Origin of the sequence: Pseudoduganella sp. R-32 (assembly GCF_049913245.1) — a bacterium.
Classification (GTDB): Bacteria; Pseudomonadota; Gammaproteobacteria; order Burkholderiales; family Burkholderiaceae_D; genus Rugamonas.
The window spans coordinates 435024-456536 of sequence record NZ_CP183987.1 but is presented as its reverse complement, the minus strand read 5'-3'; the positions used below and the strand labels follow the sequence as shown (position 1 = coordinate 456536).

The following is a 21513-nucleotide window of genomic DNA, read 5'->3' as shown; positions in this document are numbered from 1 at the left end:
CACAGGCGATATAAAACCTGATCTTGCAGCGCGCATGAAATATTGTCAATTTAAGAACGCCACACCCCGAGCAAGGCCTTTACCTTGGTCCACACCGACAGGCGTTCGTCGGACAGCGCATCGAGGAAGTCGGACAGGCGCTTGGACTTCGCCATCGTGTACACGGTGAGCGCGGTAGTGATGACGAACACCGAGCCGAAGATCCATACGCGGCGCGACATTGGCGCATCGGCTTCCGCCAGAAGATTCATGCCAAGGAAGCCGGTAGTGATGGTGCCGATCATGCCGAAGATGGTGACGACCGTCAGGCGCACAACGGTATTGGCCTGGCGCCGCAGGCTGTCCGCTTCCAGGTAGCCGTTCATGTCGGCCACACGGGTTTTGACTTCCACGTAAGCACGCTCGATGTCGAGGTGCTGGCCGCACATGCGGAACAGCGCGCGGATCTGCTGCTGGTCCGAGATTTCGGTGAACCAGTAGCGGTGCGTGAATCGCAGGAAGCTCTCGAAGGCGTAACGGATGCGACGCTTGAAAGAACGCACACTGTCGGCATCCGTCACCTGCAATTGCGTCAGCGCCTCCGCCAGGCGGTCGGAAAACATCAGCAGGGATGCCTTCTGCAGGTGGGCGATCATGAACAGCAGGAAGTGCTGGTGCCGGAACTGCGACAGCACGCCGCGCTCCTTGCAGCAGAAGAATTGCGAAGCCGCGTCGCCCACCACGACCAGGGCATAACCGCTGCAGATATACCGCGTGTAAGGCGCGGCGCCGCCATTGCACCAGAAACGGTCATAGAAAAAGCGGCGGTCGACACCGTCCGACTGCGTGCGCTGAGCATCGGCAGGAGCGGACGAAGTACCGGCCATCGTGCCCAGGGCCGCAAAGTCCGACGGCGAAAGCTCGCTCGGCCGGTCGACGGCAAGGTAGGCCATCATCGGCATGCGGTAGTACTCCACCTGGCGGTAGCGCAACGCCGCCGTAGCTCCGGGCGCATCGGGCTCCATCGGTTCCAGCAAGTAGCGCCAGTGTGAAGCAATACGCGGCGCCTGGTGGCGCACTACCTGGTCGATGAAGGCTTGCCGCTCCTGCGCATCGGATCGCACCAGCAGGCGGCCGTGGGCATCGAGCCATTCGACGCCATGCATGCAATGCAGCGCGTTACCGGCGTCATCCCAGCCGGCAGGGTAGGCGCGGCCGAAGCGGTACAGCAAATCCTGTGCATCGTCGAAAGGCAGGTCGTTGGCGCCGACCTCCATCACCAGCAGCACGATGTCGACGTCGAAGAAAAAATGCAGGCAGAGATTGTGCACATCCAGCACGCGAGGCTCGACGCCGGCCTGCGTGGTCACGCGTACCTTGGCGATATCCTTGCGGCGGAAGATGCGGCGCTGGCCAGCGCCAAACAGGAAACGCTGCACATAGGGCAGGAAGCTGACGAATTCTGTGTAGTAGCGCTCCTGGAAGGCCGCGCTGGCGTCCTGCGCCGAAGTGACCTCGCGCCACGGCGAGTCAGCCCCAAGAAATTCCCAGGGCCGCGCATGCGCGCGCTCGGCCCCATCTGGCGGCATCAGCCGCAACGGCCATAACAGAACCTGCCTGACATGCTGGACACGCGGGGATTGGTCGCTCATGCAACCAGTATAGCCGAGCCCGTGTCACACCTTGGGGTCACACCCTAAGTGTGACACGAACGCGACTATTGCTTAGCAGAGTCCGTGTCACTCTCGGGGTGTGACCCCATGGTGTGACACGAAGTCAGCCGTCGTTGAGGAGGATGTCGTTCTCGACGCGTGCGCTGCAGGCGCGCACCAGTTGTTTGACGGCCCACGCGGCCAATTGTTCGGTGCTCATACCAAGGTGGCGGCTGGCGATCGCCTGCATCAACGGGATCGAGGCGAACAGCGGCACCACGTCGGCCACCGGCATGCTTTGGCGCTCCAGCAGCAGGAATTTGAGCAGAACCTTGACCGCGTATTCTGCATTACGCTTGGGGTCGGCCGACAGGAAGTCCAGGCGGCGGCGGGCGCGCGCCAGTGCGGCTTCCACGTCCTCGAACACCGCACCGTGGCCCGGGATAACCGCTTTCACATCCAGTCCGGCGATCACGTCCAGCGTGGCCGCGGCTTCCGCAAATCCTTCTTCGCCTTCGAGCTCGGGGAAGATCACGCCGAAACCGTTTTGCCACAGCGCGTCGGCCGATACCAGCACCTTCTCGGACGGGCAATAGAAGATCACCGAGTGGGCGTGGTGTCCCGGTGCACCCAGCACCTGCCATTCCAGGTCGCCTAGCGTCAGCGTTTCGCCGGCGGTAATCACGCCGTCGATGGAAAATCGTTCGCACTGCTGGCCGGTTGCCTTGAAACTGAGCGCGTCTTCATCCCAGTGACGTACTTTTTCAGCTTCCGGCTCGGGGATATAGGTGTTGCAGCCGAAATGCGCCTGCAGCGCAGCATTGCCGCCGCAGTGGTCGGAATGCAGGTGCGTCGTGTACAGCCGGTCCAGGCGGCGGCCGTGCAAGGTGTGCCGCACCAGGTCGAGCGTCTGCTGTTTGTGCGCGACATAGCCGCTGTCGATCATGGCAGCGTCGTGGCGGCCCAACAGCAGGACATTATTGGACGAGAGCCAGCCGCGTTCGAAAACGTGGATGGATGGGTGTAGCTTCATTGCGTCAGTCAAAGTCGATCAGTTGCTCACGGCGGCGCAGCTCAGCCCACACGGCGCGCTTGTATGCGTCGTCGGCACGCGACCAGGCGACGATCTCGTCAATGGTGCGCAGGCAACCTTCGCAAAAACCAGTGTTCTGGTTCATCTTGCACAGGCTGATGCAGGGTGATGGCACGGGCGTGGCCAGTTCCGGCGCGCCTGGCGGCAGTTCAGTACTCATGGCCGACATTTTACCGCAGTGCGGCAAAAGTGCCTGGAATGGCCCTATACTGATGGGGCACCAGAACAAAAAGGAGTGGCGAGGAGACAACCTGACCAACCAGCCTCCGAGGTGCTTATGAAGCTCGATCGCCATTGGTTTTCCCGCGCCCTGGGCCAACTCGCGCGCCACCGCCTGGGCCGGACCGCCCCCGGCCAGCCGCAGTTCTTCGGCGGCGATTTCCATTGCCGCGCGGGCAACCGCAGTTACAAGCTCTACGTCCCATCCTGTTACGAAGGCCAGCCCATGCCGTTGCTGGTGATGCTGCACGGCTGCCTGCAGGATCCCGACGATTTCGCCGCCGGCACGCAAATGAATGCGGTAGCCGAGGAGCGCGGCTGCCTGGTGCTCTATCCGGCGCAAACGCCGGACGCCAATCACACCCGATGTTGGAACTGGTTCAGCGCCCTAGACCAGGAGCGTGGCCAGGGCGAACCAGCCATCATCGCCGCCATGACGCGGGACGTCATGGCGCGCTATCCGGTACTGCAAAGCGAGGTTTACATCGCCGGGCTGTCGGCTGGCGGCGCCATGGCCGTCATCGCCGGCACCCTGTACCCGGACCTGTTTGCCGCCGTCGGCGTGCATTCGGGCCTGCCCTTCGCCGCGGCGCGCGACCTGCCATCAGCCTTGCTGGCCATGCGGCGCGGCGCCGCACGCGCGCAGGCGGCCCTGACGGCGGGCCAGCCGGTGATCGTGTTCCACGGGGACCAGGACCGCACCGTGCACCCGGCGAACGGCGAGGAAGTGCTGGCGCAGGGCTTGCGCAGCCATCCGCTGGGCGAGCAGGCCAGTCCGGCCACGCTGGCAGGCCAGGTACCCGACGGCCACGCCTTCACGCTGAAGGCGCACTGGCTGGAAGACGGCTCGCCTCTCGGAGAGCACTGGGTGATCCACGGCGCCGGCCATGCCTGGTCCGGCGGTAGCGCGGAAGGCAGCTACACCGACCCGCGCGGGCCGGATGCCAGCCGGGAGATGATGCGCTTCTTCAGCGCCGCGAAAAGTGCAGTTTCATCGCCAACACGCACAGGGCCAGCACCAGGGTGATGCCGTTGGCGATAATCACTGGCCAGGCATTGGTTTGCAGGCCATAAATCAGCCAGAGCAGCACGCCAAAGCTGAAGATCAGGTACATGCCGGTGGAGATGCCGTCGGCATGACGCTGGCGCCAAACCAGCAGGACTTGGGGTACAAAAGCGAAAGTGGTGCAGAAGGCTGCGATAAAGCCGAGCAGGTCAGGTTGAAGCAACATCAGGTCGGTTTTCCAGGGAGGCGATATGGGCACGCAGGCAGGCAGGACACCAGCAGCCGACGGCATCGGCCCCGGGAACCGGAATCGCAAGCGGCAGGAAAGTGCACCAGCACGGCGTCTCGCCCGGCGCGCCAGTCGGCTTCTGCCCGGCTGGCGCATCGGCCATGGCGCAGTGGAACTCGACGCCGCAACGCTCACAGGTGCTCATATCATCAATGCAATCATGCGTAAGGGAGATGGCCAGACTAGCGGATCAAACCGTAAATTACAACTCGATTGGCCCTATAATGCGCACCATTGACCTTAAATCTAATTTTCTGGAACCCCCGCCATGACCAACCTGCCTGCCCGCGACCCGGATATGTCCACTGACCTGAGCGGCGTTACGCCCCAAGTCAAGGCTCAGATCCTGGCCGAGGCGCTGCCGTACATCCGTAATTACCACGGCAAAACCATCGTTATCAAATACGGTGGCAATGCCATGACCGAAGAGCGCCTGAAGCACGGCTTCGCGCGCGACCTGATCCTGCTGAAACTGGTGGGCATGAACCCGGTGGTGGTGCACGGCGGCGGTCCGCAGATCGACAATGCGCTGAAGAAGATCGGCAAGCAAGGCACCTTCGTGCAGGGCATGCGTATTACCGACGAAGAAACCATGGAAGTGGTGGAGTGGGTGCTGGGCGGCGAAGTGCAGCAGGACATCGTCATGCTGATCAACCACTACGGCGGCCAGGCAGTGGGCCTGACCGGCAAGGACGGTGGCCTGATCCGCGCCCGCAAGATGGCCATGCCGGACAAGGAAAAACCAGGCGAATTCCTGGACATCGGCTTCGTCGGCGAGATCGAGGCGATCAACCCGGCCGTGGTGAAAGCCCTGCAGGATGATGCCTTTATTCCAATTATTTCCCCGATCGGCTTCGGTAAAGATGGCCAGGCTTACAACATCAACGCTGACGTTGTCGCCGGCAAGATCGCCGAGATCCTGAAAGCTGAAAAGCTGATCATGATGACCAACATCGCCGGCGTGCAGGACAAGAACGGCAACCTGGTGACCGACCTGTCGGCGCGCGAAATCGACGAAATGTTCGCCGACGGTACGATTTCGGGCGGCATGCTGCCAAAAATCTCTTCCGCACTGGACGCTGCCAAGTCCGGCGTGAACACCGTGCACATCATCGACGGGCGAATTGAACACAGCCTGCTGCTGGAAGTCTTGACCGAACAGGCTTTTGGCACTATGATCCGGTCTCACTAAAATTTTTGGCGGTTTTCTACAACCGCCAAAAACGTGAATGCCCTTGTAGCTCAGTGGTAGAGCACTCCCTTGGTAAGGGAGAGGCCACGTGTTCAATCCACGTCAAGGGCACCATTCTCCTCAGTAGATCCGCTCTACTTTCACGCCACGCTGGCGCAGCAGTTCCGCAACGTTTCCCGATCCGACCAGATGCAGAGTGCCGATAGCGGCAAAGCTGTGCTGTTCTTTTTTCATCATTTCCACGATGCCGTCGGCCAGCACGGGATTGCGCTCTTCCAGCAACACCTTTTTCATGAATTTGCCGGAGAAGGTCTTGTCCTCTTCCACCTCCCGCGCCAGGGCGTCGAATTTGGCGGCATCAGCGGAAGCCCAGGCGTCGACCAGGTCGCGCGGCTGCACGCCCTGCTTGCTGTCTTCAAAGGTATCCAGGCTGTCTTCCAGGAAGCGCGCCTGTTCCTGCGGCGTCAGGCGGCCGAACAGCGCGGCCTGGCCGCCGACCGATTCCAGTTCCACCACGCGCTGGTTGCGGCCGTGGGCGGTGCGCGCCAGCTGCAGGTCGACGCCCAGCTCCGGACGGTAGCCCAGCGCACGGTATTCGCCGATGGTGATCATCATGACGATCAGCCATGGTTTCATCGACGCCACCATTTCCGGCGCGATGCCGTGCTTCTTCAACATGCTTTCCAGGCGCGGGCGGTATTCGGGGCGGATGTCGGTCATGGCGCTGCCAGTGCCGGGCGCATACAGGCCGTACTCACGCATTACCGCCATCGACTTGGCCGGATCGGCGGCGGGATCGACTTCCAGCGCCACCGCCGTGGCGCGTTCCATGGCCTGCGTGACGCGCGGCTCCAGCGGGTAGAAGTCGGGCAGGCCAACGTGGATGGTGCCGAACAGCCACGATGTATGGCCAGCGTATTCCAGCTTGTAGAGCGCGCCGCGCGCCGGCGGGGCGGCAGTGGCCGAAAAGCTCAATCCAAGCAGCAGGCAAAACATCACTATAATCGTGCGTCGCATAGTCTCTCCAAGTAGAACGTGAATATTAAACCTTTGGCACCGGTCTGGTTGTTCGACCTGGACAACACGCTGCACAATGCATCGCATGCCATCTTCCCCGCCATGGTGGAGAAGATGAACGCGTACATGGCGCGCGTGCTGGGCGACGGCGACACGCCGGCCAGCGCAGAGGAAATCAGCGCCACCCGCGCCCTTTACTGGCAGCGCTACGGCGCCACCCTGCTTGGACTGGTGCGCCACCATGGCGTGGACGCGGCCCACTTCCTGCGCGAGACGCACGACCTGCCGGAAATCGAGTCGATGATCCGCTATGAGCGCGGCCTGGGCCAGCTCCTGCGCCGCCTGCCCGGCCGCAAGATCCTGCTGACCAATGCGCCACGCGATTACGCGCGCAAGGTGGTCGGGCATATGGGCATCGGCCGGCATTTCAGCGACCAGATCACCATCGAATCAATGCATGTGCATCGCCAGTTGCGCCCCAAGCCATCGCGCGTCATGCTGCGGCGGCTGATGCGCCGGAAGGGCCTGAACCCGCGCCGGTGTATCCTTGTCGAAGACACGCTGGATAACCTGCGTTCGGCGCATGCGCTGGGCATGCGCACGGTGTGGGTGACGCAATACCTGCTGAAACCGGGGAAAAAACCGGCATGGCTTGATGTCAAAGTAAAATCTGTCAGAAACTTAAAATAACTGGTCCAAAACCTATGGCAAGTACACAGCCCGGACAGCGCAAGCTGCAAATCCTCCAGGCACTGGCTGAAATGCTGGAGCATCCAAAAGGAGAAAAGATCACTACTGCTGCGCTGGCGCGCAAGCTGGATGTCTCCGAGGCGGCACTGTACCGCCATTTCGCCAGCAAGGCCCAGATGTTCGAGGGCCTGATCGAATTCATCGAGTCCACCGTGTTCGGCCTGATCAACCAGATCGCCGACAAGCAAGCGGACGGCCTGGCCCAGGCGCGCGACATCCTGGGCATGCTGCTGCATTTCGCCAGCAGCAACCCTGGCATGACCCGGGTGCTGATCGGCGACGCGCTGGTCAACGAAGACGAGCGCCTGCAGCAGCGTATGAACCAGTTCTACGACCGCGTGGAACTGGCACTGAAACAGGCGCTGCGTGCTGCAGCGGCCGAAGGCCAGGCCCATGAGGCTGACGTCACCGCCCGCGCCGGGCTGCTGGTCAGCTTTGTGCTGGGCCGTTGGCACCGATACGCCAAGAGCGGCTTCAAGTCGAATCCTTCGCAAGACGCCGCCGTACAGATTGCATTGCTGCTGAATTGAACTGCTTGTCCTTTGCTTTGCTGGACGACGCTAGCGTCGATCCAGCCACCGGCGCTGGCCGGTTATCCCGCCTCTACACCGGACATCACGCTACCCTCGCCTGCAGCGACTTCTCCGGCTGGCCAGGCGTGCTAGCCGGCATGGAGCAGGCTCTCGCACGCGGCTTGCACGCGGTGCCCGTGCTCAGCTACGAGTTGGGACACCATATCGTCGGCGTCGAGCCGCGCGCTGCCGCACACGACGCGCCGCCACTGGCGCAGGTACTGCTGTTCGAGCGCTGCGACGAGCTGTCGCAGGCGGAGGTCGCAGACTGGCTGGCCGCCCAGGCCGCAGCCGATACCACACCGGCCGGCGTGGCCAGCATCCGCGCCAATGTGAGCGAAGCGCAGTTTGTCGACGCCATCCAGCGCATCCGCGCTTACATCGCCGCCGGCGACACCTACCAGGTCAACTACACCTATCGCCTGCATTTCGACGCCTTCGGTTCGCTGTTTGCGCTGTATCAGCGCCTGCGTGCCCGCCAGCCGGTGCCGTACGGCGCGCTGATCGGCTTTGACGATGGCCGCGCCGTCCTGTCGCTGTCGCCGGAACTTTTCGTGCGCAAGGAAGGCGAAACACTGACCGCGCGCCCGATGAAGGGCACCGCCCCCGCTGCTGCCGACGAAGCGGAAAATGCTCGCCGAGCTGCTGCCCTCGCGGCCGACCCGAAGAACCGCGCTGAAAACCTGATGATCGTCGACCTGCTGCGCAATGATATCGGCCGGGTGGCCGCTACCGGCAGCGTCGAGGTCCCGAAACTGTTCGAAGTCACGCGTTTCAGCAGCGTGCTGCAGATGACCTCCACCGTGCAGGCCCGCCTGCGCGAAGGCGCCACGCTGGGAGAGATCTTCAGCGCGCTTTATCCTTGCGGCTCCATCACCGGAGCACCCAAGAAGCGCACCATGGAGATCATCGCCGAGCTGGAACCCGAACCACGCGGCATTTACACCGGCGCCGTCGGCTGGTTCGCCCCGGGTGGCGATTTCTGCCTGAACGTCCCGATCCGCACGCTCACGCTGCAGGCGGAGCAAAACGGTATCCGCAAAGGTGTGATGGGCGTCGGCGCCGGCATCGTCTACGACAGCGAGCCGCACGACGAATTCGCCGAATGCCAGTTGAAGGCCCGCTTCCTGACCGGCCTCTCGAACGATTTCGAACTGTTCGAAACCATGCATGCCACGCGCGAAGCCGGCCCCCGCCATCTGGAGCGCCACCTGCAACGCCTGGCGGCATCGGCGCGCTATTTCGGCTTTGCCTGGGATGAAGCTGCCGCCCGAGCCTACCTCACGCTGGCCTGCCAGTCCCTGCTCGCAGGCCAGCCGCACCGCCTGCGGCTCGCGATGAACAGCGCCGGCGCCTTCGCCGTGCAAAGCGGCGCTCTGTCGCCGCTGCAGGAACCGGTTCGTGTACTGCTGGCTGACGAAGCCACCGACAGCAGCGACCTGTTCCTGCGCCATAAGTCCACCATTCGCGAACGCTACGACGCGGCCTGGAAAGCCGCCGATACCCAAGGCGCCTTCGACAAGCTGTTCTTCAATGAGCGTGGAGAATTGACGGAAGGAGGACGCAGCAACGTCTTCCTCCGCATGGATGGCCTGTGGATAACGCCGCCTTTATCCAGTGGCATGCTGCCGGGTGTGATGCGTGCGGTGATCATCGATGCCTGGGGCGCGCAGGAACGCGTCGTCACACGCGACATGCTGCTCGCCGCGGAGGAAATCGTGGTGTGCAATTCCCTGCGCGGCGCGATGCGCGCGAGCCTACAGGTCGATTAGCATTTCGAAGCCGCCATAGATCAGCCGTTTGCCGTCAAACGGCATCCTGGCGGGATCCATCATGTCCTTCATGCGCGGGTCCGACATGACTTTCTCGTTGCAGGAGTCGCGCACTTCGCGCGAGGGATAGATAATCCACGAGAACACCACTACTTCGCCGTCCTCCAGCTTGACCGCCTGCGGGAAGGAAGTGTGAACGCCTACTTTCACATCGTCGGCGACGGTCTCGCGATACTCGATCGCGCCATATTCGCGCCACACCTTGGCGCACTGGCGCGACATCTCCAGGTACGCATCCATGTTCTTGCTGGGAACCGGCACAATGAATCCATCGACATAAGCCATTTGAATCTCCTTGTGAAGTGAGCCCTCAGCTTATGCCGCACGATTGGCCGTGACAAGGAAAGCACGCCGGTATGCGCCGGGCGTGGTTGAGGCGATGCGGCGGAAATGGTGGCGCAGCGACTCTTCCGAGCCGAAACCTGCCCGCTCGGCTACCTGTGCCAAGGCGATGTCCGGCGACTCCAGCAAATCCTTCGCAATCGCTACCCGCTCGCGGGCCAGCCATTCGACCGGCCCCATGCCAGTAGCGTCCTGGAACTGGCGCTGTAAGGTGCGCGGGCTCATGGCCGCGCGCTCGGCCATGCTGGCCACCGTGTGCGGCTCGGCGGGATGGCTGCGCAGCCAGTCCATCAGGCGCGACAACCTGCCTTGCTCATCGTGCGCCATGGGACGCGGCAGGAACTGCGCCTGCCCGCCCTCGCGATGCGGGGCCACCACCAGACGCTGCGCCACCATATTGCCGACCCGCGCGCCGTAATCGCGCCGCACAAGGTGCAGCAGCATGTCCAGTCCCGCTGCCGATCCAGCCGAGGTAATGATCTGGCCTTCGTCGACATACAGGTCGTCCGCCAGCACATGCACGCGAGGATAGCGCCGCCCCAGCCGCTCGACGTAGCGCCAGTGCGTCGTAGCGCGGCGGCCGTCCAGCAAGCCCGCCGCGGCGAGGATGAATACGCCCGAGCAGATGGTGCACAGGCGCGCGCCGCGCGCATGGGCGGCACGGATTTGCGCCAGCAGGGCTTCCGGCGGCGCCTCATCGGCGTCGCGCCAGCCGGGGATCACGATGGTATCGGCCCGTTCCAGCAGCGAGGGATCGTAAGGCGCCTGCACCACGATGCCGCCCGCTGCGCGGATCGGGCCCGGCTCGACCGCGCAGACGGCAAAGTCATACCAGTCGACGCCCAATTCCGGGCGATCCAGGGCGAACAGTTCGACCGTGCAGCCGAATTCGAAAGTGCACAGGCCATCGTAGGCCAGCGCCACAACCATGTGTTTTTTCGCGCTCATGGCGCAATCTTAACGCAATATGGCATTCGCGCCACTGCCGCGCTAAGCCGCGGCGGCCGAGAATGGAGTCACTTTCAACGCCACAGGAGAAACCAGATGCCATCCATCGTCACCGAAGTCGCCGCCGCTCCCAGCGCCGAGGCGCTCGCCCACTTTGAAGATTCGCTGCGTTTTGAAACGGATTGCTGGGATGTCCACAGCGTGATGGGCACCGCGCAGCAGGACTTCGTGCTGCTGGACGTGCGGGGAACGGAAAAGTATGCGGCGGGCCACGTGCCAGGCGCGGTGGACCTGGCGCACCGCAAGATCATCGGCTCCAAGCTGGCCGAGTACCCGCCGGAGACCGTTTTCGTGACCTACTGCGCCGGCCCGCACTGCAACGGCGCAGCGCGCGCGGCAATCCGGCTGGCCAAGCTGGGCCGGCCGGTGAAAATCATGACGGGCGGGATCACCGGCTGGCTGGACGAAGGCTTTGCCCTCGCCACGTCGACGGTAGCCGCCGCCGCGTAATCAACCAGCGAGGGCTTTCTCGAGCGCGTCAACCAGGGCCTTGTCGTCCGGCTTGACCTTGCTCGGGAAGCTCTCGACCACATTGCCTTTGCGGTCGATCAGGTATTTATGGAAGTTCCAGGCCGGCGCCTTGCCGGTCGCCTTGATCAGCTTCGCGTAGAACGGGTTCGGTGCGTCGCCCGACACCACCGACTTGGCGAACATCGGGAATTTCACGCCATAGGTGTTGTAGCAGAGGTCAGCGATTTCCTTGCTGCTGCCCGGTTCCTGCTTGCCGAAATCATTCGACGGGAAGCCCAGCACGACCAGACCTTTCCCCGCGTATTTCGCATACACTTCTTCCAGTCCTTTGTACTGCGGGGTATAGCCGCAATAGCTGGCCGTGTTGACGACCAGGATCACCTTGCCGGCGTACTGGCACAGGTCCTGCGGCGCATCGTCCTGCAGGCGGTTGAAGGACTGTTTCAGGATAGCGGGGCAGCTCGCGGCCGGCGCATTGGCGGCTGCTGCGACTGCAGATTGCGCGGCAGGCGCCTGTGCGAAGGCGGCAGCGGCGCTCAGGCTCAGCGCGGACAGCGCTGCAAACTTGGTGAGGATAGATGGCATGGGTAGTCTCTTCCGGTTCGTTCGAATTTCCGATTGTATGACAATTGCCGGCTGCACGTTGGCGCTGGCAGCCACCGCAGCGCCGGCGCCGCTGCCAGCCATGAAGACACAGCAGGTGTCGATTTCCGGCCTCTCGTCGGGCGCCTTCATGGCGGTGCAATACCAGGTCGCCTACTCCGGCAGCGTGGTTGGCGCGGGCATCATCGCCGGTGGCAGCTACTACTGCGCGCAAGGCAGCATGATGAACGCCATCGGCAGCTGCAAAGGCGCCGATGTGGCCGAACTGGCAGCCGTGACCCGCAAGCGCGCCGAAGCGGGCCTGGTAGATCCGGTTGCGAAGCTGGCCACGCACCGCGTGTGGATGTTCTCCGGCACCCTCGACAAGCTGGTGCCTGCAGCCTCAATGGCCGACCTGGCCAAATATTACGCAGCCTTTATCCCCGCCGCACAGGTTCAGTTCAAGAGCGACCTGGCCGCCGGCCACGCCATGCCGACCGACAGTTATGGCAACAGGTGTGACGCCCTGGCCGCGCCATTTATCAGCAACTGCGGTTTCGACGCGGCCGGCAACCTGCTGCAATGGATCTACGGCCCGCTGAAAGCACGCGGCGACAATGCCGCCCCGGCAGGCAAGCTGCAGGAGTTCGACCAGTCCGAATTCCTCCCGGCGCCGACCACGCACGGCATGGCCAACACCGGCTATGTCTACATTCCACCAGGCTGCGAAGCCGGTGGCACCGGCTGCAAGCTGCACATCGCCCTGCACGGCTGCTTGCAGGACATCGGCACCCTCAAGGATACTTACGCGCGCCACGCGGGCTACAACGCCTGGGCCGACACCAACCGCATTGTGGTGCTCTACCCGCAAGCGGCGGCAATCACGCCGATGCCGAATCCGAAAGCATGCTGGGACTGGTGGGGCTACGACGATCCGGACTATTCGGTGCAGGGCGGCCGCCAGTTGCGCGCCATCAAGCGGATGGCTGACCGCCTGACGGGAGCGTGACCCGGAAGCAGGCGCCATGCTCGCCGTTCGGCAGGCATTCGACCTCGCCGCCATGGCGGCGAGCGATCTGGCGCACCAGCGAGAGGCCGAGGCCCACGCCGCCCGCCTTTTCCGAAGCGCCCGGCAGCCGGTAGAAAGGTTCGAAAATCCGCTCCCGCTCAGCCGCCGGCACGCCCGGCCCGCGGTCGCATATTTCAAGCATGGTGCCGCCGCCAGCGCTGGCCAGCATCACGCTCACCTCAGCCTCGCCGCCATGCCGGCGCGCGTTCTCCAGAAGGTTGCGCACCATGCGACGCAGCAGCGTCGCATCGCCCTGCACTGCTCCGGCTACGCCATCCAGTACTGCCCCTACCCGTGCGCATTCTTCCGCGACGATGCCGGTAAGCTCCACTTCTTCGATCGCTGCATGCTCCTGCGGAACCGCATCCAGCCGGCTCGCCAGCAAGACCTCGTCGATCAGTTGGTCCAGCTCGGAGATATTGCGCGCCAACTCCTGGCGTATCGCCGGACTGGCGGAATCCTGCAGCAACTCCACCGCCATGCGAATGCGCGCCAGCGGCGACCGCAGCTCGTGCGATGCATTGGCCAACAGGGACTTCTGCGCCCCCACCAGTGCCTCGATGCGCGCCGCCGAATCGTTGAAACTGGCGGCCAACTGGGCTACCTCGTCCGCCCCATGCACATCCACGCGCGCGCCCAGGTCGCCCCTGCCCCAGGCCTGCACGCTGCCCTGCAGCTGCTCCAGCCGGCGCGTAATGCGGCGCACGACGGGATAGGCGCCCGCTGCAATCACAATCGCGATCATCAACAGCAGCAGCATCACCGCCATGGTGGCATTGCGCGGCATATGGCGCGGCGGCGCGAACCAGAAGTGGATGTAGCCGAACATCAGCACGGCCAGCACAATGCAGGCCAGCAGCGTCGCATAAATGCGCACATACATGCGCGAGCCGAAGTTACGCATCCTGCACCTTGGCGAAGACATATCCCGCGCCACGCACGGTAATGATGCGGCGCGGCGCCTTCGGATCATCCTCAATAGCGGCGCGCACCCGGCCCACGTGCACATCGATGGAACGGTCGAAAGGCTCCAGCGTTCCTCCTTTCAGCGCGTCGATCAACTGTTCGCGCGACAGCACCCGGCCGGCACGCTGGGCAAAGGCCATCAGGAGGTCGAACTGATAGGCCGTAAGCGGCCGCTCGGCGCCGTCGACACGCACGATGCGCGCGCCGGGGTCGATTTCGAGCCGACCAAAGCGCAACGGCGGTTCGGCGGCCGGCAGCCCGGCTGCTGCCGGCCCCGCCGCACCGCCGGTATCAGCCAGCGCCGGGCGGCGCAACAGCGCCCGCAGGCGGGCCAGCAACTCGCGCGGCTCGAAAGGCTTCGGCAAGTAGTCGTCGGCGCCGAGCTCCAGACCGATGACGCGATCGAGCGGGTCCCCCTTGGCCGTCAGCATCAGCACCGGAAGGCTGCGCATCGGCTGTGGCATATTGCGCAGGCGGCGGCAGACTTCCAGCCCATCGACGTCGGGCAGCATCAGGTCCAGGATCAGGGCGGAAAAGCTGCCTGCGTCGGCCTGCGCCAGCCGGTCCAGGCCGGCCTGCGCGGTTTCGGCATGCTCCACGCGTAGGCCATTCTGGGCCAGGTAAGTTTCAACCATCGCCGCCAGGCGCTGGTCGTCGTCGATGATGAGGACAAGGGGTTGGGACATGGTTGAGACTATAGCTTAATGGCTCCCCATATGGCTCATCGCCATCATATGCAGGGCGCCGTTGAACTTCGCGCGCTGTTCGGGCGTGAGGACTTCGGCAGCATCCATCGCAGCAGCCAGCACGCGGCGCGACATCAGGTCCATTTTTTTCATGTGGTCAGCGCGCAGGGTTTCCAGCGCAGCGCGGTCGATGGCTGGCTGCGCCAACTGCTTGTGCATCGCCTCATGCCCCTCCTGCAACTGCTGGTGGATCGGCTTGACGTCATTGAAGCAGGCCTTGGCAATTTCGGTCAGGCGCGATTTCTGGGCCTCGGTAGCGTCGGGCAGGATGTGCGCCACCATGGTTTCGATGTGCTTATCCGCCTGGGCGGCATCCATCGTCCATGGACTGTGTCCGCGACCGTGGCCATGGCCGCTTCCATGGTCTGCGCCGGCATAGGCGGCGGTACCGCCCAGGGCGGCGACAACTGCGGCGATTGCGATCCAGGACTTCTTGTTCATGACATCTCCTAATAAGGGTTAGTGGGTATGGCCACTTTAGGGGGCGCGCATGTCGCCTCTATGAGTCCTGCGTAAAGTTTTGTAAATCTGCGACAAATGTAAGGGTTTGTAATGACCGTCAACATACTGCTGAGTGAGCCCGTTTTCAGCTCAGTGACACAGGAAACAGTGCGCTACACAAGATCAACTAATAGTGAGGATTTAAAAATGAAAAAAGTCATCGCCACCATGATCGCCGGTCTGTTCGCAAGCGCCGCATTCGCACAACAAACTCCTGCCCCAGCTACCCCAGCGGTCCCGGAAGTAAAGGCTGAAGTGAAAGCTGAGGTCAAAGCCGAAGTCAAACAGGAAGTGAAGCAGGAAGTTCAGAAACCTGCCGCTGAAAAGAAGTAATCAACTAATTAGCTAAACGATTTACATAATTTCTTCCAAAGGACACGCACCATGAAAAAGACCATCGCTACCCTGATCGCCGGCCTGTTTGCTACCGCTGCTTTCGCTACCACTCCAGCCGCTCCAACCACTCCAGAGCCAGCAGCGACTCCTGCGGCAGCCGTCGCAGCCACCAGCGCCAAGGCTGAGGCCAAGGTAGAAGCCAAGACCGACGCGAAAGTCGAGAAGAAGACCGAACATAAAGGCACGCACAAGACCACCGCCGTGGCGCCAGCGCCTGCCGCAGCGCCAGCAGCCAAGTAATCCTCGCTACCGAACTTAAACACTAATCATTAAAAGGACACACACCATGAAAAAGACCATCGCTACCCTGATCGCCGGCCTGTTCGCTACCGCTGCTTTTGCTACCCCCCCGGTTGCTCCAACCACTCCAGCGCCAGCAGCGGCGCCTGCAGCTGAAGCCAAGGTAGAAGCGAAAGCGGAAGCCAAGACCGATGCAAAGGTCGAAAAGAAATCCGTGCACAAAACCGCACACAAGAAGGCAGAGAAGCCTGTTGAAACCAAGTCTGAAGTGAAGGCGAGCCCGGCTGCGACCACGGCCGCGGCGCCTGCACCGGCTGCTGCACCTGCTCCTGCCGCAGCTCCAGCAGCCAAGTAATCTCCGCCAAGTACTCAGCCCCCAAATTCGACTTAAAGGACTCGCACCATGAAAAAGACCATCGCTACCCTGATCGCCGGCCTGTTCGCTACCGCTGCATTCGCGACCACCCCGGTTGCTCCGGCCGCTCCGGCACCGGCAGCTGCTCCAGCAGCAGAAGCCAAGGTAGAAGCGAAAGTGGAAGCCAAGACCGACGCGAAAGTCGAAAAGAAGACTGCGCACAAGGGCACCCACAAGAAGGCCGAGAAGCCAGCTGAAACCAAGTCCGAAGTGAAGGCGAGCCCGGCCCCGGCCACGGCCGCGGCGCCTGCACCGGCTGCAGCTCCAGCCGCCGCCAAGTAATAGCGTTTCCCCCGAGAGGCCTCTTCGATCGCAAAGAGGCCTCTCGTCAATTGCCCGTCATATTTCGAAAATACATTGATGTCCCGTTTAACATCAATGAGGCTTCAATATGACAAATCCTGGTTACACCCGCCGGCGCTTCCTGACCCACACCGGAGCTTTCACCGTAGGCACTGCAGCATTTGGGCTTTCCGGTTGCGGCTCCGGCAGCTCTACTGCAGCACCGAACATCATTGCTGCCGAATCCGAGCGCCCCAAGCTGCCGTACGGATTTCAGATTGGCGACATCGCCGATGGCCGAGCAATCGTGTGGTCGCGCTCCGACCGCCCTGCCCGCATGCGGGTCGAATTCGACACCACCGAAGCCTTCCTAAATCCCCGCCAAATCCTCGGTCCGACAGCGACGGAGGCGAGCGATTTCACCAGCCGTATTGAGTTGACAGGCCTGCCCTCCGGTGAAAAGATCTTCTTGCGCGTCTCCTACGACAGCGCCACCGACCTGAAAATCGGCAGCGAAATTGCGACCGGCAGCTTCCGCACGCTGCCAGCGCCGGACGGCAAGAGCCCTGTGCGTTTCGTATGGAGCGGTGATACCGCAGGCCAGGGCTGGGGCATCAATCCCGAATTCGGCGGCATGAAAATCTACGAAGCCATGCGCAAGCGCCAGCCGGACTTCTTCGTGCACAGCGGCGACAACATCTACGCCGACGGGCCAATCAGCGCTGAAGTAAAGGCCGAGAACGGGCGTACCTGGAAGAACCTCGTGATTCCGGAAGTCTCGAAAGTCGCCGAAACGCTCAACGAATTCCGCGGCCGCTATCGCTATAACATGATGGACGATAATATCCGCCGCTTCAACGCCGAAGTCCCGCAGATCTGGCAGTGGGATGACCACGAAGTCACCAACAACTGGTCTGCATCGAAAGATTTGAGTGCCGATACCCGCTACACGGAAAAGAACATCCAGACGCTGATCGCCCGAGGCAAACAGGCATTCCTGGAATACGCCCCAATGCGCTGGGGCGACCAGCCTGAATCCCAGCGCGTCTATCGCCGGATTCCCTATGGTCCGCTGCTCGACGTCTTCGTCCTCGACATGCGTTCGTATCGTGGGCCGAACAGCACAAACCTGCAAGCGGTCGAAAGCGACGCAAGCGCCTTCCTTGGCTCGGCCCAAGTGAAATGGCTCAAGGATTCGCTCGCTCAATCAACCGCAACGTGGAAGGTGATTGCCGCGGACATGCCTATCGGCCTGCAGGTCCCCGACGGCAAGGACGCCAGCGGCACCCCTCGCTGGGAAGCCATAGCCAACGGAAACGACGGCGTGCCCCTGGGCCGCGAGATCGAAATGGCCGGCCTTCTGCGCGACATCAAGTCGATCAAGAATGTGGTGTGGATAACTGCCGACGTCCACTACTGCGCCGCACACTACTACGATCCGGCGCTGGCCCAGTTCACCGACTTTTCACCATTCTGGGAATTCGTTGCTGGCCCATTGAACGCCGGTACCTTTGGCCCCAATCTCCTTGATGCGACCTTCGGGCCGCAAGTCAAATTCCAGAAAGCACCGCCTACCGGGCAAGCAAATCGCTCACCTTTCGCCGGCTTCCAGTTCTTCGGTGAAGTGAACATTGACCCGCAGACGAAAGCATTCACAATCGACCTCCGGGACCTTGACGGCGTTTCGGTCTACTCCAACACCTTGCCCCCGGCCGCCTGAGCCAGCAGTTAGCCGCGCAGTGCCTTTTGGGCTGCGCGGTAGCCCCACCAGGACGCTTCTTCGAACACGGAGAAGCCGCTCAAGTCGGAATGCGCAAACAATACCGGGCCATCCATTTCGCGCAAGGCCTTCAGGCCCGCATCGCTGCGGAATCCCGGCACCGGAACCGCCATCGCATGGCCGCGCAAAGTGATATCCACGCGCTCCACGCAACGTTCGAATTGTGCGCCGTAAGCCGCCCTCAGGTCGACGCTCGCCAGCGCCAGCAACTCTTCGCCGCTCGCCGCCGTCATCCATTTGCGTGCCTCGCGCGGATCGCGGTCGGCCAGCGCCACGTAGCTGGTAAAGACCGTCTTCTCCGGCGGCGCCACGCGGATGTCCTGGTGCGTCGAGACCACGTAGCCCAGGCCCTTGGTCCCATGCACCACGTTATCCCAGGACAGCGGTACCGCCGGCAGCTCCTGTGGAAAACGCTTCATCAGGAAATTCGCCACCATCCATGGCGCGTGAATTTGCTTGTGGACATCCGGCATGTTTTCCACAACCCTTGCCGTGACATGCAGCGGCATCGCGGAAATGACGCGGCGCGCGCGGATCGTGAACGTGCGCGGCACACCGCGTTCGAGCGCAAAGCAAAGCACTTCCACGCCCCGCCCCTGGCCCGTGCCGCCGCTGGCGTTGTCCACCCGCACACGCACCGCGCTACCCGCGAGCCGCTTGGGCCGCGCGAGCCGCTCCATTCCACTGGCCAGCGCCTGTAGTCCCTCCGGCCAGGTCAGCCAGGCGCCCTGCTCCGCGTTCTCCGCTTCGCCGCCGCGGCCGCAGAAATAATGCAGCCCCGCCCAGGCGGAGACCGCATCAAGTCCCGCGCCGTAATCATCGCGGCAGCAATAGTCCATGTACCACAGCAAAGAAGGCGCGCGATAGCCTTGCTGGGCAAGCCAGGCGCCAAAGCTCATGGCATCGAGCTGCGCCGCCTCCGCATCCGCCGACGAATGCTCGCTGGGGAAAGTGAACCTGCGTCTTCCATCCTCGCCGACCGCACTGCGCAACGCATCCACTTGCGCAAAGAAGCGCTTGTGCTCGGCCAATTCGGCATCCGGCACCCCTTCATGCGGCAAGACGCCCTCCTGCCAGGCGCCATTGAACAGCAACCGGTCTTCCGGCGCATGCAGCACAAAGCGCTCGTCGTAATAAGGTTTGCGCGACGTTGCCCCGCGCTGGATCACGCCCAGGTCCGCCAGCAGTTCGCGCACATGGGCGCATTCCTCGGTCGGCAGCGGCAGGTAATGCGCGCCCGTCGGGTACCCCAACGCGCCGAATCGCCCGCCAGCAGCATTCCCATATGGCTCGGGTCCGTCCAGCATCAGGAAGTCATCATGCCCCTGCTTTCGCAACTGCCAGGCAGCAGTCAACGCCGCAGCACCGGAACCGAGGATCAGCACATCAGCCGACAATGACTGCGACGGTGCAGGCAAAGGCTTGCGGTCGCGCAGGAAATGCCCTTCATCGCGCCCAGGCGCATTCACGACCGGCGTAATCTCCTGCCATCGCAGGTATCCAGCCACGCTGGCCGCAGCGGTAACGCCGCCGGCAGCAGCCCAGGCCAGGAAAGAACGACGCAGCATCAGCGAATCACCCTGCGCCAGTCCTGCTCGAATTCATGCACCAGCGATTGTGTGTTGAGACGGTTCGGCGCCATCGGCAGCGGTTTCATGTCCGGAGGGAAGGCAAACATTGCCTTCGTGGTCTCTGCATTCAGGAAACGCATCGGCAGGCTGTACGCCTCGGGCGGCCGGTAATCAAGCTGCGGCGAAGCCATGATGAAGCCCCATTCGCCAAAAGATGGCACATACAGGTGATACGGCCAGGTACGCATGCCCACGTCGCGCAACGTCGCATCCACCGTCCAATAGGCATGCGGCGCGAAGAACGGCGAGGTCGCCTGCACCACCACTAGGCCATTGACGGCAATATGCTTCTTCAGCACGCCGTAGAACGGCACTGAATACAACTTGCCCAGCGCGAAACTGGAAGGATCGGGAAAATCGACAATCGCTGCATCGAACATGTCCTGGTTCTGCTGCAGCCAGATCGCCGCGTCGGCATTCACCACCGTCACGCGCTTATCGCGGAAAGATCCCTTGTTCAGCGCCACCAGTTCATCGCGCTGGGTGAAGGCCGCCGTCATCGCCGGGTCCAGGTCCACCAAGGTGACGTGTTCGACCTGTGGATAACGCAGGACTTCGCGCAGCGCCAGCCCGTCGCCGCCGCCCAGGATCAGCACGCGCTTGGCCCAAGGCAGCGCCCCCATCACCGGATGCACAAGCGCTTCGTGGTACCGATACTCGTCGCGCGAGGAAAACTGCAGGTTGCCGTTGATATACAGGCGCAGGTCATCCTTCCACTTGGTGATTACCAGGCGCTGGTACGGCGTGCTGGTCGAATACACGATTTCATCGCCAAACAGCCCATGTTCGCCCCAACCGGTCAGCCGGTCCGCGCCGCTGAAACCGATCACCAGCGCCAGCATCACGGCACTGGCGCGCAGCAAACGGCCGGCCACGTTCGCCAGCTCTGTGCGGAAAACATAAATTGTCCACAGGGCCACCGCGATGTTCAGCATCCCGAACAGGAAACCGGTGCGCACCAGCCCAAGCTGCGGCGCCAGCACCAGCGGAAACAGCAGCGACACCACCAGCGCGCCGAGGTAATCGAAAGTCAGCACGCGGCTCACCAGTTCACTGAACTCGGTCTGGCGCGAGTTCAGGGCGCGCATCACCAGCGGAATCTCCATGCCCACCATGGCTCCCACCAGGAATACCATGGTGTACAACAAGGTGCGGAACGGCGCCGACGCCCAGGCAAACGTCATGAACAGCACGGCAGCGGACAAGCCGCCGATCAGGCCCACCGCCAGTTCAATGTCGACGAAGCGGGCCAGCACGTCTTCGTCTTTCACATACTTGGAAAAATGCGCCCCCACACCCATCGCGAACAGGTAACAGCCGATAATGGTGGAGAACTGCAGCACCGAATCACCCAGCAGGTAGCTGGAAAGTGCGCCAGCGATCAATTCATAGGCAAGTCCGCAGGACGCGACGACGAAGACTGAAACAATGAGAATCTTTTTGGTCATTTGGATGCTTTTGTTCTAATATGTTTCTTTTGCTA

General features: G+C 62.6%; 26 protein-coding genes and 1 tRNA gene. 13 read left to right on the top strand and 14 right to left on the bottom strand.

Translation table 11 applies throughout. From position 1 onward, the window contains the following. Window positions 1-50: 50 nt before the first annotated feature. The 3 genes from ACN9MU_RS02165 to ACN9MU_RS02155 form a co-directional block, all read right to left on the bottom strand. Entirely contained in the window at window positions 51-1631 is a 1581-nt protein-coding gene (locus tag ACN9MU_RS02165) for a hypothetical protein (RefSeq protein WP_426344073.1), read from the bottom strand. A 124-nt stretch (window positions 1632-1755) separates the two neighbouring features. Further along, window positions 1756-2664, bottom strand: a complete 909-nt coding sequence (locus ACN9MU_RS02160; RefSeq protein ID WP_426344072.1) for an MBL fold metallo-hydrolase — start codon at window positions 2662-2664, stop codon at window positions 1756-1758. 4 nt (window positions 2665-2668) lie between these two features. Continuing rightward, window positions 2669-2893, bottom strand: coding sequence for a DUF1289 domain-containing protein (locus ACN9MU_RS02155; RefSeq protein ID WP_426344071.1), 225 nt, complete (start codon window positions 2891-2893; stop codon window positions 2669-2671). A 108-nt stretch (window positions 2894-3001) separates the two neighbouring features. Between ACN9MU_RS02155 and ACN9MU_RS02150 the strand changes: the two genes are divergently transcribed. Beyond that, the gene (locus ACN9MU_RS02150; RefSeq protein ID WP_426344070.1) at window positions 3002-3970 is read left to right on the top strand and encodes an extracellular catalytic domain type 1 short-chain-length polyhydroxyalkanoate depolymerase; all 969 of its coding nucleotides are present in this window, start codon (window positions 3002-3004) and stop codon (window positions 3968-3970) included. On the opposite strand, the gene ACN9MU_RS02145 is transcribed toward ACN9MU_RS02150, so the two are convergent. Beyond that, a complete protein-coding gene (locus ACN9MU_RS02145; protein ID WP_426167052.1) occupies window positions 3912-4175 on the bottom strand; it encodes a SemiSWEET transporter in 264 nt (87 codons plus the stop codon). The genes ACN9MU_RS02150 and ACN9MU_RS02145 overlap by 59 nt on opposite strands. Next, window positions 4159-4383 carry a cysteine-rich CWC family protein gene (locus ACN9MU_RS02140; RefSeq protein WP_426167050.1) on the bottom strand — a complete coding sequence of 75 codons (225 nt, stop codon included), beginning with the start codon at window positions 4381-4383 and terminating at the stop codon, window positions 4159-4161. Before ACN9MU_RS02140 ends, ACN9MU_RS02145 begins: the two co-directional genes overlap by 17 nt. 153 nt (window positions 4384-4536) lie before the next feature. On the opposite strand from ACN9MU_RS02140, the gene argB reads away from it, so the two are divergent. Together argB and ACN9MU_RS02130 are read left to right on the top strand one after the other, a co-directional pair. After that, window positions 4537-5430, top strand: a complete 894-nt coding sequence (gene argB, locus ACN9MU_RS02135) for an acetylglutamate kinase (RefSeq protein WP_090435962.1) — start codon at window positions 4537-4539, stop codon at window positions 5428-5430. 39 nt (window positions 5431-5469) lie between these two features. Beyond that, window positions 5470-5544: transfer RNA gene (locus ACN9MU_RS02130), tRNA-Thr, on the top strand. A gap of 6 nt (window positions 5545-5550) precedes the next feature. On the opposite strand, the gene ACN9MU_RS02125 is transcribed toward ACN9MU_RS02130, so the two are convergent. Beyond that, the gene (locus ACN9MU_RS02125; protein WP_426167048.1) at window positions 5551-6447 is read right to left on the bottom strand and encodes a TraB/GumN family protein; all 897 of its coding nucleotides are present in this window, start codon (window positions 6445-6447) and stop codon (window positions 5551-5553) included. An 18-nt stretch (window positions 6448-6465) separates the two neighbouring features. Between ACN9MU_RS02125 and ACN9MU_RS02120 the strand changes: the two genes are divergently transcribed. Genes ACN9MU_RS02120 through pabB form a run of 3 tightly spaced genes read left to right on the top strand, consistent with a single transcriptional unit; the run spans window position 6466 to window position 9541 of the window. Further along, complete coding sequence (locus tag ACN9MU_RS02120; protein ID WP_426167046.1) at window positions 6466-7137, top strand: pyrimidine 5'-nucleotidase; 672 nt, start codon at window positions 6466-6468, stop codon at window positions 7135-7137. A gap of 14 nt (window positions 7138-7151) precedes the next feature. After that, on the top strand, window positions 7152-7727 hold the full coding sequence (slmA, locus tag ACN9MU_RS02115) for a nucleoid occlusion factor SlmA (RefSeq protein WP_057262191.1): 576 nt from the start codon (window positions 7152-7154) through the stop codon (window positions 7725-7727). Further along, window positions 7724-9541, top strand: a complete 1818-nt coding sequence (pabB, locus tag ACN9MU_RS02110) for an aminodeoxychorismate synthase component I (protein WP_426344069.1) — start codon at window positions 7724-7726, stop codon at window positions 9539-9541. The genes slmA and pabB overlap by 4 nt, the downstream gene beginning before the upstream one ends. Here pabB and ACN9MU_RS02105 read toward each other — a convergent pair. Together ACN9MU_RS02105 and ftrA are read right to left on the bottom strand one after the other, a co-directional pair. Beyond that, window positions 9527-9886, bottom strand: coding sequence for a DUF1428 domain-containing protein (locus tag ACN9MU_RS02105; protein ID WP_426320221.1), 360 nt, complete (start codon window positions 9884-9886; stop codon window positions 9527-9529). The genes pabB and ACN9MU_RS02105 overlap by 15 nt on opposite strands. A gap of 30 nt (window positions 9887-9916) precedes the next feature. Then, window positions 9917-10891, bottom strand: a complete 975-nt coding sequence (gene ftrA / locus ACN9MU_RS02100) for a transcriptional regulator FtrA (protein ID WP_426344068.1) — start codon at window positions 10889-10891, stop codon at window positions 9917-9919. A 96-nt stretch (window positions 10892-10987) separates the two neighbouring features. Between ftrA and ACN9MU_RS02095 the strand changes: the two genes are divergently transcribed. After that, window positions 10988-11401: a rhodanese-like domain-containing protein gene (locus tag ACN9MU_RS02095; protein ID WP_426320218.1), complete on the top strand. Its 414-nt coding sequence runs from the start codon at window positions 10988-10990 to the stop codon at window positions 11399-11401. On the opposite strand, the gene ACN9MU_RS02090 is transcribed toward ACN9MU_RS02095, so the two are convergent. Next, on the bottom strand, window positions 11402-12007 hold the full coding sequence (locus tag ACN9MU_RS02090; RefSeq protein WP_426344067.1) for a glutathione peroxidase: 606 nt from the start codon (window positions 12005-12007) through the stop codon (window positions 11402-11404). It lies immediately after the preceding gene. A 37-nt stretch (window positions 12008-12044) separates the two neighbouring features. Here ACN9MU_RS02090 and ACN9MU_RS02085 point away from each other — a divergent pair, with 37 nt between their 5' ends. Further along, a complete protein-coding gene (locus ACN9MU_RS02085; RefSeq protein ID WP_426167036.1) occupies window positions 12045-13013 on the top strand; it encodes an extracellular catalytic domain type 2 short-chain-length polyhydroxyalkanoate depolymerase in 969 nt (322 codons plus the stop codon). Here the strand turns inward: ACN9MU_RS02085 and ACN9MU_RS02080 are convergent. Genes ACN9MU_RS02080 through ACN9MU_RS02070 form a run of 3 tightly spaced genes read right to left on the bottom strand, consistent with a single transcriptional unit; the run spans window position 12979 to window position 15226 of the window. After that, entirely contained in the window at window positions 12979-13977 is a 999-nt protein-coding gene (locus tag ACN9MU_RS02080; protein ID WP_426344066.1) for a sensor histidine kinase, read from the bottom strand. The two genes, ACN9MU_RS02085 and ACN9MU_RS02080, sit on opposite strands and share 35 nt — an antisense overlap. Then, window positions 13970-14725 carry a response regulator gene (locus ACN9MU_RS02075; protein ID WP_426344065.1) on the bottom strand — a complete coding sequence of 252 codons (756 nt, stop codon included), beginning with the start codon at window positions 14723-14725 and terminating at the stop codon, window positions 13970-13972. Before ACN9MU_RS02075 ends, ACN9MU_RS02080 begins: the two co-directional genes overlap by 8 nt. 15 nt (window positions 14726-14740) lie before the next feature. Continuing rightward, window positions 14741-15226, bottom strand: coding sequence for a Spy/CpxP family protein refolding chaperone (locus tag ACN9MU_RS02070; protein WP_426344064.1), 486 nt, complete (start codon window positions 15224-15226; stop codon window positions 14741-14743). A 207-nt stretch (window positions 15227-15433) separates the two neighbouring features. On the opposite strand from ACN9MU_RS02070, the gene ACN9MU_RS02065 reads away from it, so the two are divergent. The 5 genes from ACN9MU_RS02065 (at window position 15434) to ACN9MU_RS02045 (ending at window position 18339) form a co-directional block, all read left to right on the top strand. Further along, window positions 15434-15619: a hypothetical protein gene (locus tag ACN9MU_RS02065; protein ID WP_057262264.1), complete on the top strand. Its 186-nt coding sequence runs from the start codon at window positions 15434-15436 to the stop codon at window positions 15617-15619. A gap of 51 nt (window positions 15620-15670) precedes the next feature. Continuing rightward, window positions 15671-15922 (top strand): hypothetical protein, encoded by a 252-nt coding sequence (locus tag ACN9MU_RS02060; RefSeq protein WP_426344063.1) that lies wholly within the window; start codon window positions 15671-15673, stop codon window positions 15920-15922. Window positions 15923-15968: 46 nt separating this feature from the next. Next, window positions 15969-16277, top strand: coding sequence for a hypothetical protein (locus tag ACN9MU_RS02055; protein WP_426344062.1), 309 nt, complete (start codon window positions 15969-15971; stop codon window positions 16275-16277). Window positions 16278-16325: 48 nt separating this feature from the next. Beyond that, complete coding sequence (locus tag ACN9MU_RS02050) at window positions 16326-16619, top strand: hypothetical protein (RefSeq protein ID WP_426336793.1); 294 nt, start codon at window positions 16326-16328, stop codon at window positions 16617-16619. Window positions 16620-16728: 109 nt separating this feature from the next. After that, complete coding sequence (locus tag ACN9MU_RS02045) at window positions 16729-18339, top strand: alkaline phosphatase D family protein (RefSeq protein WP_426344061.1); 1611 nt, start codon at window positions 16729-16731, stop codon at window positions 18337-18339. Window positions 18340-18347: 8 nt separating this feature from the next. Here ACN9MU_RS02045 and ACN9MU_RS02040 read toward each other — a convergent pair whose 3' ends face one another. After that, window positions 18348-19967: an NAD(P)-binding protein gene (locus tag ACN9MU_RS02040; RefSeq protein WP_426336791.1), complete on the bottom strand. Its 1620-nt coding sequence runs from the start codon at window positions 19965-19967 to the stop codon at window positions 18348-18350. Continuing rightward, entirely contained in the window at window positions 19967-21478 is a 1512-nt protein-coding gene (locus ACN9MU_RS02035) for a polyamine aminopropyltransferase (protein ID WP_426336790.1), read from the bottom strand. Before ACN9MU_RS02035 ends, ACN9MU_RS02040 begins: the two co-directional genes overlap by 1 nt. Window positions 21479-21513 lie beyond the last annotated feature (35 nt).

Excerpts from the sequence above, each read along its gene's own strand:
- ACN9MU_RS02165 (WP_426344073.1), bottom strand. The coding sequence starts at position 1,631 with ATGAGCGACCAATCCCCGCGTGTCCAGCATGTCAGGCAGGTTCTGTTA.
- ACN9MU_RS02160 (WP_426344072.1), bottom strand. The coding sequence starts at position 2,664 with ATGAAGCTACACCCATCCATCCACGTTTTCGAACGCGGCTGGCTCTCG.
- ACN9MU_RS02155 (WP_426344071.1), bottom strand. The coding sequence starts at position 2,893 with ATGTCGGCCATGAGTACTGAACTGCCGCCAGGCGCGCCGGAACTGGCC.
- ACN9MU_RS02150 (WP_426344070.1), top strand. The coding sequence starts at position 3,002 with ATGAAGCTCGATCGCCATTGGTTTTCCCGCGCCCTGGGCCAACTCGCG.
- ACN9MU_RS02145 (WP_426167052.1), bottom strand. The coding sequence starts at position 4,175 with ATGTTGCTTCAACCTGACCTGCTCGGCTTTATCGCAGCCTTCTGCACC.
- ACN9MU_RS02140 (WP_426167050.1), bottom strand. The coding sequence starts at position 4,383 with ATGAGCACCTGTGAGCGTTGCGGCGTCGAGTTCCACTGCGCCATGGCC.
- argB (WP_090435962.1), top strand. The coding sequence starts at position 4,537 with ATGTCCACTGACCTGAGCGGCGTTACGCCCCAAGTCAAGGCTCAGATC.
- ACN9MU_RS02125 (WP_426167048.1), bottom strand. The coding sequence starts at position 6,447 with ATGCGACGCACGATTATAGTGATGTTTTGCCTGCTGCTTGGATTGAGC.
- slmA (WP_057262191.1), top strand. The coding sequence starts at position 7,152 with ATGGCAAGTACACAGCCCGGACAGCGCAAGCTGCAAATCCTCCAGGCA.
- ACN9MU_RS02105 (WP_426320221.1), bottom strand. The coding sequence starts at position 9,886 with ATGGCTTATGTCGATGGATTCATTGTGCCGGTTCCCAGCAAGAACATG.
- ftrA (WP_426344068.1), bottom strand. The coding sequence starts at position 10,891 with ATGAGCGCGAAAAAACACATGGTTGTGGCGCTGGCCTACGATGGCCTG.
- ACN9MU_RS02095 (WP_426320218.1), top strand. The coding sequence starts at position 10,988 with ATGCCATCCATCGTCACCGAAGTCGCCGCCGCTCCCAGCGCCGAGGCG.
- ACN9MU_RS02090 (WP_426344067.1), bottom strand. The coding sequence starts at position 12,007 with ATGCCATCTATCCTCACCAAGTTTGCAGCGCTGTCCGCGCTGAGCCTG.
- ACN9MU_RS02085 (WP_426167036.1), top strand. The coding sequence starts at position 12,045 with ATGACAATTGCCGGCTGCACGTTGGCGCTGGCAGCCACCGCAGCGCCG.
- ACN9MU_RS02080 (WP_426344066.1), bottom strand. The coding sequence starts at position 13,977 with ATGCGTAACTTCGGCTCGCGCATGTATGTGCGCATTTATGCGACGCTG.
- ACN9MU_RS02075 (WP_426344065.1), bottom strand. The coding sequence starts at position 14,725 with ATGTCCCAACCCCTTGTCCTCATCATCGACGACGACCAGCGCCTGGCG.
- ACN9MU_RS02070 (WP_426344064.1), bottom strand. The coding sequence starts at position 15,226 with ATGAACAAGAAGTCCTGGATCGCAATCGCCGCAGTTGTCGCCGCCCTG.
- ACN9MU_RS02065 (WP_057262264.1), top strand. The coding sequence starts at position 15,434 with ATGAAAAAAGTCATCGCCACCATGATCGCCGGTCTGTTCGCAAGCGCC.
- ACN9MU_RS02060 (WP_426344063.1), top strand. The coding sequence starts at position 15,671 with ATGAAAAAGACCATCGCTACCCTGATCGCCGGCCTGTTTGCTACCGCT.
- ACN9MU_RS02055 (WP_426344062.1), top strand. The coding sequence starts at position 15,969 with ATGAAAAAGACCATCGCTACCCTGATCGCCGGCCTGTTCGCTACCGCT.
- ACN9MU_RS02050 (WP_426336793.1), top strand. The coding sequence starts at position 16,326 with ATGAAAAAGACCATCGCTACCCTGATCGCCGGCCTGTTCGCTACCGCT.
- ACN9MU_RS02045 (WP_426344061.1), top strand. The coding sequence starts at position 16,729 with ATGACAAATCCTGGTTACACCCGCCGGCGCTTCCTGACCCACACCGGA.
- ACN9MU_RS02040 (WP_426336791.1), bottom strand. The coding sequence starts at position 19,967 with ATGCTGCGTCGTTCTTTCCTGGCCTGGGCTGCTGCCGGCGGCGTTACC.
- ACN9MU_RS02035 (WP_426336790.1), bottom strand. The coding sequence starts at position 21,478 with ATGACCAAAAAGATTCTCATTGTTTCAGTCTTCGTCGTCGCGTCCTGC.